We start from the raw sequence: 8,960 nt of genomic DNA, 5'->3' as shown, positions 1-8,960 counted from the left end.
CCTGTCCCCTATTATTACTCCCCGGAGTGGGTTAATCCGGCGGACGGCGATAAGTTTATCAACAACTACCTTAAATCTGCAACGACGCTTACCGACGCATTACTTATTGTCTTGAAAGAAAAAAACAATAAAGATTTACAAATACAGCTGCATATTGGCACTCCACCTTGCTTTACGTCTATCTTATATCCAAGCGTATCGTCAACAAACATCGAAACATCAATAACTTCCCCATTTGGCAGCTCAATTTCCTCCCATAATTTTTTTGTTTTATTCTTTAAAGTTGCAAGATCAATCGAATTCCAGTCGATCCCATCCCAAGACCCATCACGCAATTCAACATCAAAATTTGCCAGACTTTCCCACTCAGAAGCACCTAAGCCAGAGTATTCCAGAACTAGTTTTACTGTACTTATTGCAGATACATCTTCGCTCTTCATTTCAAGCATTCTTCTAACATGCATTAATGAAAAACCCAACAAGTTTAACCCAGTCCAAGCAAACGGATTTTGGGCATCGGCATCATCAGCTCCAATACCAGAACCCCATATCCTATCCTTAGGACTAGATTCAACCAAAATAGAGGAACCCGTACCTAACAAGTAATCTTTCAGATCAAGATTTTGACTGAACTTTGCATAATTCCCCTCATTCACAATTGAAATGCGATTCTCAACCCACGTTGCTTCGTCGTACCCTTTAACTTTTCTACCCAAAGACTTGGCCTCCGCAGGAGTAGAAGAAAGCAAAATAGCATTCATTGCAGAAAAATCGCCAAAAAGACGAGCTTTCGAGGCCATCATATACTGCTCAGCAGTTTTATACTGAATACCTTCCAACAAAAAACCAGCAGGATACCATTGACTTAAGCAAGCCTTATCTACGGCAGCGCCACGCTTAGCCCTATGTCCAAAAAATAAGACATAATCAGCAATGCCGCCTGCACTCAAATACGCTTTCAAGCTAGCCAAATCTTCTATTTTTTCTTTCATATATTCCCCAGCAAAGAACCTTAACTACCTGCGCCTGCCCACAGATTGGGACCGATCATAATAGGATCGACGTTGATGCATTCGCCGGGACTTCCTCGCTTATAAACTTCAGATCCCAAATCTTGCCAAGCAGGGTCTTTAAAAATCGCAACGAAGCTCGACACATCTGCTTTAGAACGCTTTGCATACAAAAAAGCTCGCAGATCCGCGACCGTCCCCCTTGGAAACCAAGGAGGGAAATGAGTTGCGTAAGCGCCACTTGGGCGATTAGCACCATCAGGATGGCCATAATATGCCCGGCTTGCCATAATACATCGTTCAGTAAAAATTGACATCGCGCTTTCAGCGTTTGTATAGTGGTAGATAACTTTATTCGCCGCAATCAATGCAGCAGCTTTTGCCATAACATCTTTCTGCAATTGATCTCGTGCTTTGTCTAAAGCACTTTGATTAAAAATTGCATTATCTCCAACCAGAACAGATGCTCCAAAAACAGCAAGAAGCCTTCCTGCAGTCACATTAGTAACGCTAGTGAATACGGGTATAGCAGAGCTTACTAAACTACTAAACATACCGACGGCAGTCATTTCTCCATTGAGTGTCGTTGAGTAGCCACTCGGATCTACGCTATTTGCAGGATCCGCATTAGCATACAAATATTTATTTAGCGTCAACGGCTGATTTGAGCTACCCGCAAACGTATCCTGACTGATGAACCGCCCACTCTCCGCATCATACCAACGCGCACGGTTGTACTGCAGCCCCGTGTCCTGCTCCCGGTACTCGCCCGTGTACAGGTAGCCGCTGACCTGTGTCTCCGCCGTTTGCGGTTCGCCAAACGCACCATACTCGAACGCTGCGCTGGCGTTGCCATTGGCATCGCTCAGCTGCTGCGTGCTGCCCAGCGCATCTGCATGATAGTAGCTGCCTTGGTCGTTACTGGTTTGTGCCAGCAACTGGCTGCCGAACAGGTAGCTGGTGCGGTTGCCGTTATTTGTTTCCAGCACCGCTTGCGCGTAGTCGAACTGTTCGTCGATCAGGTAGGCAGTGGTTTTGCCGTCCTTGTCGGTCTTGGCTACACGGTTGCCGTTGTCGTCGTATTGGTATGTCGCGATCTTGAGCAGGTTTTGCTCGGAGCTGCCTTGCTTGACGTCGATGAGGCGGTTTCTGCCATCCCAGCCGTAGCGGGTGATGCTGCCCGGTGCGGTCTTCTGCAGCAGGTTGCCGTTATCGTCCCAGCTGTAGGTGGTCGTGCTGTTGTTGCCACCGCTGTTGCTGGTGATGGTTTTGAGGCGATCCCGTTCGTCGTAGTCGTAGGTTTTGCTGCTGGTGCCGCCTGCGGTGGTAAGGGTTTGCGTTTTGCGGTTGCCGACGGCGTCGTAGCTGTAGCCGGTGGTGCGGTTGCGCGCGGGATTGCGCAGGTCGGTAACGGCTTCTTCTTTCAGGCGATTGAGCGGGTCGTACTTATAGGTGACTGTGCGGGCCGGGTTGGTGAGGGTGTTGCCAGCCAATGTGCTCTGGCTGTCGTAGTCATTCCGCGCCAGGCGCTTGCCATCGGCATCCAGCTGGTAGCCGGTGCCGCCCAGCACCGCAGCGCCCTTCTTGTGGGCGATCTGCGTGATGCGGCCGTTGCTGTCGCGCTGGTAGTCGGTCTGCGTGCCGTTGGGGCGGGTGATGCTGGCCAGCAGCTTGTTGCTGTCCCACGTTTGTGTGGTGATCTTGCCATCCGGCGCGGTGATGGTGGTGAGCAGGCCGTTGGCGTCGTAACCGTATTTGACGGTACCTGCAGCTGTGCTGCGCGTGGCGATCTGGCCGGCGTTGTCATAGCTCCAGGCCAGCGTGCTGCCATCCGGGTTGGTTTGCAGGGTTGGGCGGTCTGCGGCATCGAACTGCCAGCGGGTTTCGCCGCGGGCGTCCTTGATGCTGTTGACCTGGCCGCTGGCGGTGTAGCCGTAGAAGCTGCTCTTGCCGTCGCCATCCAGCCGGCTGGCGATGCGGTCGCTGGCGTCGTAGGTCCAGGTGGTGGTTTTGCCGTTGAAGTCGGTATGGGTGCTGCGGCGGCCCAGTTTGTCGTAGTCGAAGCTTTCCTGTTTGCCATCCGGCAGGGTGCGGGTTTTGAGCTGGCCAGCTGCATCATACGTCCAGCGCGTGGTGTGCTGCTGGGCGTCGGTCTGGCTGACCTTCTGGCCGAGTTCGTCGTAACCGTACTGGGTGAGCAACTGGCCGCTGCTGTCGGTCTGGGTGACCTGGTTCAGCCTTAGCGCGGCGTCGTAGCCATAGGTGGTGACATTGCCCTTGGCATCGGTATCGCTTTGCTTGCGGCCATCCGCACGCCAGTCGGTCAGCGTGAAGGTGTTGTCCGGATAGATAGTTTTGTACAGGCGATCGGCATCGTCGTACTTGTAGGTGGTGACTTTGCCATCCGGGTCTTTGCTGGTTTCGCGATTGCCCACCGCATCGTAGGTGTATTCATAACGGCGGTTGAGCGGATCAATGATGGCGGTCTGGTGGCCGGCGGCATCGTATTCGTACTTGGTGAGCTTGCCGTTGCGATCGGTGCTGCTGTCCTGGCGGCCGGCCGGGTCGTAGGTCTGGCTTTCGCTGCTGCCATCGGGGTAGATGGTTTTGCTGAGGCGATTGAGCGCATCGTATTCCATGCGCGTGGTGCGACCGGCGACATCGGTGTTGCTGATGAGGTTGTTTTCGGCATCCCAGCCCTGGGTTTCGCTACGGCCGTCCGGGTAGGTGGTGCGGATCAGGCGGGCTTGCGCATCGTAGTCGTACTTGGTGATGCGGCCAGCAGCATCGGTTTGCTGGCTGACCTTGCCGGCGCCGTTGTAGACGTAGCCGGTAGTACGCCCCAGTGCATCGGTATCCTGCGTGACCCGGCCTGCGTCATCGCGCTCCTGCTTGGTCACGGCCAGCACGGTGGTGCCGTCCTTGGCGTAGGTGCGGCGCAGTTTTTCTGCACCGTTGGCATCCAGCTCGATATCAGTCTTGATGCTGGCGGCGTCGGTCTCGCTGGTTTTCTGGCCCTTGCTGTTGTAGCCGTAGCGCAGGGTTTGGCCAGGCAGGCCAAGGGCGTTGAGGTTGCCGGTGTCGCCCACAAACAGACGGGTGCGGCGGCCGCCCGGCTGGTCGATGATTTCCGGCGAGCTGCCCACCCAGGTGGTGGTGGTGGTGCGGCCGAGCGGATCGGTACTTTGCTTGATGTTGCCGCGCTCGTCCGGCACGTGGATGGTGACAAAGCCACGTGCATCGGTTTCCTTGGTGACCGCACCGCTGACCGGGTGGTAATCCTTCCTGGTGATGTGGCCCAGCGGGTCTGTCACCACGGCTTCATTGCCGTTGGCGTCGTAGCCGTAAGTCGTCACGAAGCCGAGCGCATCGGTCTTGCTGGTGATGTTGCCGTTGGCATCGTACACATAGGTGGTGGTGTAGCCACGGCGGTCTTTGATGACTTCCTTGCTGTTGATTTCATCGTGCGTGGCATCGGTGCGCTTGCCGTCCGCATCGATCACCGCGATCAGCTTGCCCAGATCATCGTATTCATAACGCACCGCGCGGATGCCGCGTGGATCGGTGTAATCCACCAGGCCGTGGCTGCGGTTGTAGCTGAGCTTGCTGTCCTGCTTGAGGCGATCCGTCACCTTGACCAGGTCACCGCGGGCATCGTAGCTGTAGGTGAGTGCCTTGCCGGCCGGATCGGTCACGCCGATGATGCGGCCCTGCGCATCGCGCTGGAAGGTGATCTGCACGCCGGCGCTGTGGATCAGGCCATTGCGGGTGTAATCCAGATGGTTGCCGTAGGCATCCGTCACGCGGGTGATGCCCACGCCTTTTTGCAGCTCGTACACCAGGCCGTCTTGCGTGGTGAGCTTGAAGCGGCTTGGATCCCACAGCTCGGGGCCGTCATCGCCGCCCATATTGTAGAGATGGCCACCGCGTGCCTCGATAGGGCCATCGAGCACCACGGCCAGCTGGCTGGTGGTGCCCGGCAAGGCGTTCAGCTTGAGATCAACCGGCGGTACCTGGCCAAACGCGCAGGGCTGGGCCAATGCGGCCTCAAAACGCTGCAGCGGCAAGCCGGGGATGTTGACGCTCAGCCGGCGCGGGCCGGCAGAACGCACACACAGCTCCAGGCTGCCGGAAGGCTTGTAGATTTCCCAGTTGAGGCCCAGCGTGATGTTGCTGCGCACCTGCATGGCCTGGTAATCGACGGTCCAGCCGTAACCAAAGTCCAGTGCCTCGGCCTTGCGGCGGGTGTCGTAGGTGCGGGTAACGCGCACCGGGATGCCCATGGCGTCGATGTCGAGGTCGACGAAGGACAGCGAGAACTGGCCAATCTTGGCATCGCCGATCACTTCCAGATTCACCACGGCGGCGCCTTGCTGGCCGTTCACGTCATACGCAAACACCGCCAGCTTGTACCAGCCATTGGGCAGGCCGGTGGGGTCAAAGCGGCCCAGTTGGCCATTGCTGACGGCAGCATAGCCCTTGCCGATTTCGCGCCAGGCGTTGTCGTCGCTATCAGCAGGTTTGACCATCACCTTGTAGTAGGCCAGCGCACTATCGCTGACCGAGCCGGTGATGACCACGGCGTTGCTGACGGCGCTGTCGCTGACCGGGCTGGCAATGCTGACCGCCGGCGCAGTGCTGTCGCTGGCATCGCGCACGCTGATGACCGCTTCGCGCACCTGGGTTTCTTGCCCGTCCTTGGCGGTCAGCACCACCTTGTAGGCACCCGATGCCGGGGCCTGCCATTGCAGCTGGCCCTTGGCATCCAGCGTGGCCGGGGTGCCGTTGATGGTGAGGGTGAGCTGGGCTGTACCGCTGCCGCCACTGCTGCTGGCACTGATGGTGGTGCTGGCGCCGGCATCGATCACCGATGGCGCCAGGCCCAGGCCGATATCCAGCGGCAGTGCCTCTGCCCCCACGGTGAGGGTAAAGCGCTGTTCGGTAAAGGTTTTACCATCGTCCACGCGCAGCACGATGGGGTAGCTGCCGACAATGGCTTTATCCCAAGCCAGGAGGCCGGCCGGGCTGAAGCTCACGCCGCCCGGTGCGCTGATCAGCTTGTAGCTCAGCACATCGCCATCGGCATCGCTGGCCACGAGCTGGTAGCGGTAATTGCGGCCGCCCTGGGCGGCAATCACCGGCTGGCTCTGGATCATGGGTGCGGCGTTGCTGACCGCATTGGGGTTATCGCCGCCATTGGCGGTGATCTGGCCGGCAATCAGCAGGCTGAGCCAATCGCAAGGGCCGCTGCCGGCTTGTTGCGACAGGCCGGCCAGGAACAGGCCCCCTGTCACTTCGTTCTTGGCGGTGTGGAATGCCCAGCGCGTGCCGTCCTGCTCGGCCACCAGGCCGCTCAGGCGGATTTGCAGTGCGCGGGCTTTATCGAAACGGGCTTTCAGCAGGTTGGTGACTGCGGCATCCTTGCCCCAAGCCAGCCAGCTCAGCCCGCCATTGGCGGCAAGGAATGCCTGGTTTTGCGTGCCGGCCAGCGTGAAGCTGCTGGCAAGGCTGGCGGGGTCTTCCGCTACGTAGCCGTTATCGCGCCACAGTGCATCGCCCACGGCCAGCTCGGTAGTGAGGATGCGGCGGCCCTGCTGCGCAGCACTCCGGATATCGGCCTTGCTGGTATCGTCCAGCCCCAGCGCGTTCACGCCGGCGATGTTGGCGGCGGTGAACAGGCGCACCGTCTGCCCGCCCTGATTGGCCTGGCTGAGAATGCCGGGCACGGATACAGGACTGTAGCCCTGATCTGCGGTGCCCAGTACCTGGGCGAGCACGCGGCTGGCCAGTGCAGCGTGGCTGATCCAGCTCTGGCGCAGGTAATCTGCGCTGGCTGCCTGTGCCACGCCGGCAACTTGCAGGCCCTGCACGGGGATATCGATGCCGATGCCGCGGTATTTGAGCTGCGTGACCACGCCGTAGGCACTGACAGCCTCGGTTTGCAGGCCCACCAGCGCCAGCGACGGCATGCGGTATTCAACCACCTTGCCCGCTTTCTGTTTGAAGCGGCCGGTGAGGTCGGCATTGGCAAAGTACAGGCGGCCGATCTGGTGCAGCAACTCTGCACTACCGGCAGCACGGCCAGCTGCTACCTGCTTCAGGCGTTGATCCAGCTGGGCCAGATCGCCCTGCCCCAAGCCCTGGCTATCCACAACGATGGCGGTGGTTTCGCCAGCACGGATGGTTTTGCTCTCTGCCGGTTGCGCGCCATTGGCGGCAACATCCAGTGCAGAATCAACGATCAGGCTATCGCCCAGCGTGAACTCGCCACCAGTGGCCAGCAACTGGCCATCCTGGCGCAGTTCGGCCTTTACCTTGATCAGGTAGGCCGGCAAGGCGGCCGGGTAATCCGCCGGGTTGCCGGTGGCCGGCATCAGTGCGGCAATGGCATCCGCATCGGCCTGGGTGGCAGGCACGAACGACAACGCCAGGCTTTGCCCAGCCTGCGCGGCCAAGGCGGTATCGACACGCAACACGGCCTGGCTGGCGCTGCGGTTGGCGGCATTGGCATACAGCGCAAAGTGCAGGTGCCACTTCAGGCTGGCGGGCATGGCGGTGAACTTGCCCGCCTCCGCTACCACCGTGTACGGCAGCGTGCCGTACAGGATGGCGGGGGTATCTTGCTGGATCAGCCGCTGGCCGAGCAGATCCTGCACGGTCGCATCGGCGCCCAGTTGCGCGGCGTAACGATCCAGCCGCACGCCGAAATCGGCGTAGGCGCTTTGCAGCGCGGCCATGTTGAGGTTGCCGGCGCCCTCTGCGGTGCAGCGTGCGCCGCCTTGCGCGCCATCGAGCACCGCGCGGCCGTTGAAGCCGAGTGACGAAGCCAGATCAAGGCCATCCTTGCCCTCTACCGGCTTGAAGCTGGCATCGAGCACCACCCAGGTATTGGGCTTGCGGTTGACGGCGCCACGGCTGGGCACGTAATCGACATAGGCTTCCAGCCACACGTGTTCCAGCCGCAATGCGGTGACCTGGCCAGCGCTTTCCACCGTGCGGAACGGCACCCCACCCTGTTGCAGCAGTGAAATCACCGATGCGGTGTTGCGCACGTTCAGCCAGCGCTGTGCGGCAGCAGCCGGTACTTCCACGGTGCCGTAGCTATAGCGCGTGGCAATGCCGGCGGCGCGCAGCAGTGCCAGCTCGAGGCTGGCGGTATCGAACGCATTGCCCTGACGGCTGCGCAGCGTTTGCGCAGCGCCCTGTGCCAGCCCGTAGCTGGGGATAAAGGCAATCTGGTTGCGTACCCAGTTGTGGATGCGCACGGGGCTGTTGCCCAGCTGCGCAGCCAGTGCCTTGATCTCTGCGGTTTGCGGGGCTTCTTCGGTTTCGGCCAGGTCTGCCGCGGTGGGCAGCGCCGGCAAGGCCGGCATTTCCGGCAATACGGTGCCAGCCGGTATCGGGCCGGCCACCATCAGCGGGCGCAGGCCGAACAGGCTGAGCTGGCGCTTGAAGCCGGCGGGCGTTTCGATGGGTGCGCGGGTGTTGTCGCGCTTTTTGCCCCAATCGCTGCCACGGGTTTTGGCAGGCAGGCCGCGCCATTGGCGCAGGTCATCGCGCAGTGCCTTGAGATCAGCACGGCGTTTGCTGTCGTCCTTGCTGGCAATCAGCTGTTGCAGGCGCTGGGTAAAGCTGTTGTTCTGCGTGCGGAATTGCTGCACGGCTGCGCGGTGGCGCTCCAGCATGATTGCGGGCAGCTTTTGCTGCTGCAGCATGGCCTCTGTTGCGGCGAAGTCTGCCTCTTGCTGGGCGGCTGCCGTCTGCAGCTGGGTTTGCAGGCGTTCCAGCCGTTGCTGCAGCGTGGTGCTGGCAGCAGGCGTGGACGACGACGCCAGGCCGGCGCTGATGGAATCATCCAGTTTGTCCATCACTGCAGAAACACCGGCGCCCTCCCCTGCGGCGAAAGCCGGGTGGCACATCAGGAAAAAACAAACCGCTACAACACTCGCA

2 protein-coding genes are annotated in these 8,960 nt (G+C 59.7%); both read right to left on the bottom strand.

The genetic code is table 11. The annotated features are described in order from the left end of the window. Positions 1-65 precede the first annotated feature (65 nt). Positions 66-992, bottom strand: a complete 927-nt coding sequence (locus IGB42_RS10475) for an NADAR family protein (protein WP_159671108.1) — start codon at positions 990-992, stop codon at positions 66-68. Positions 993-1,012: 20 nt separating this feature from the next. Then, a complete protein-coding gene (locus IGB42_RS10470; RefSeq protein WP_236822544.1) occupies positions 1,013-8,878 on the bottom strand; it encodes an RHS repeat-associated core domain-containing protein in 7,866 nt (2,621 codons plus the stop codon). Positions 8,879-8,960: the final 82 nt, after the last annotated feature.

This window comes from Andreprevotia sp. IGB-42 (assembly GCF_009848685.1).
GTDB lineage: Bacteria > Pseudomonadota > Gammaproteobacteria > Burkholderiales > Chitinibacteraceae > Andreprevotia.
The sequence above is the reverse complement of the archived record's forward strand: the minus strand, read 5'-3'. Positions and strand labels throughout refer to the sequence as shown.

What these genes read in the sequence shown, in the direction of transcription:
- IGB42_RS10470 (WP_236822544.1), bottom strand. Translation starts at nt 8,878, where the DNA reads ATGGACAAACTGGATGATTCCATCAGCGCCGGCCTGGCGTCGTCGTCC.
- IGB42_RS10475 (WP_159671108.1), bottom strand. Translation starts at nt 992, where the DNA reads ATGAAAGAAAAAATAGAAGATTTGGCTAGCTTGAAAGCGTATTTGAGT.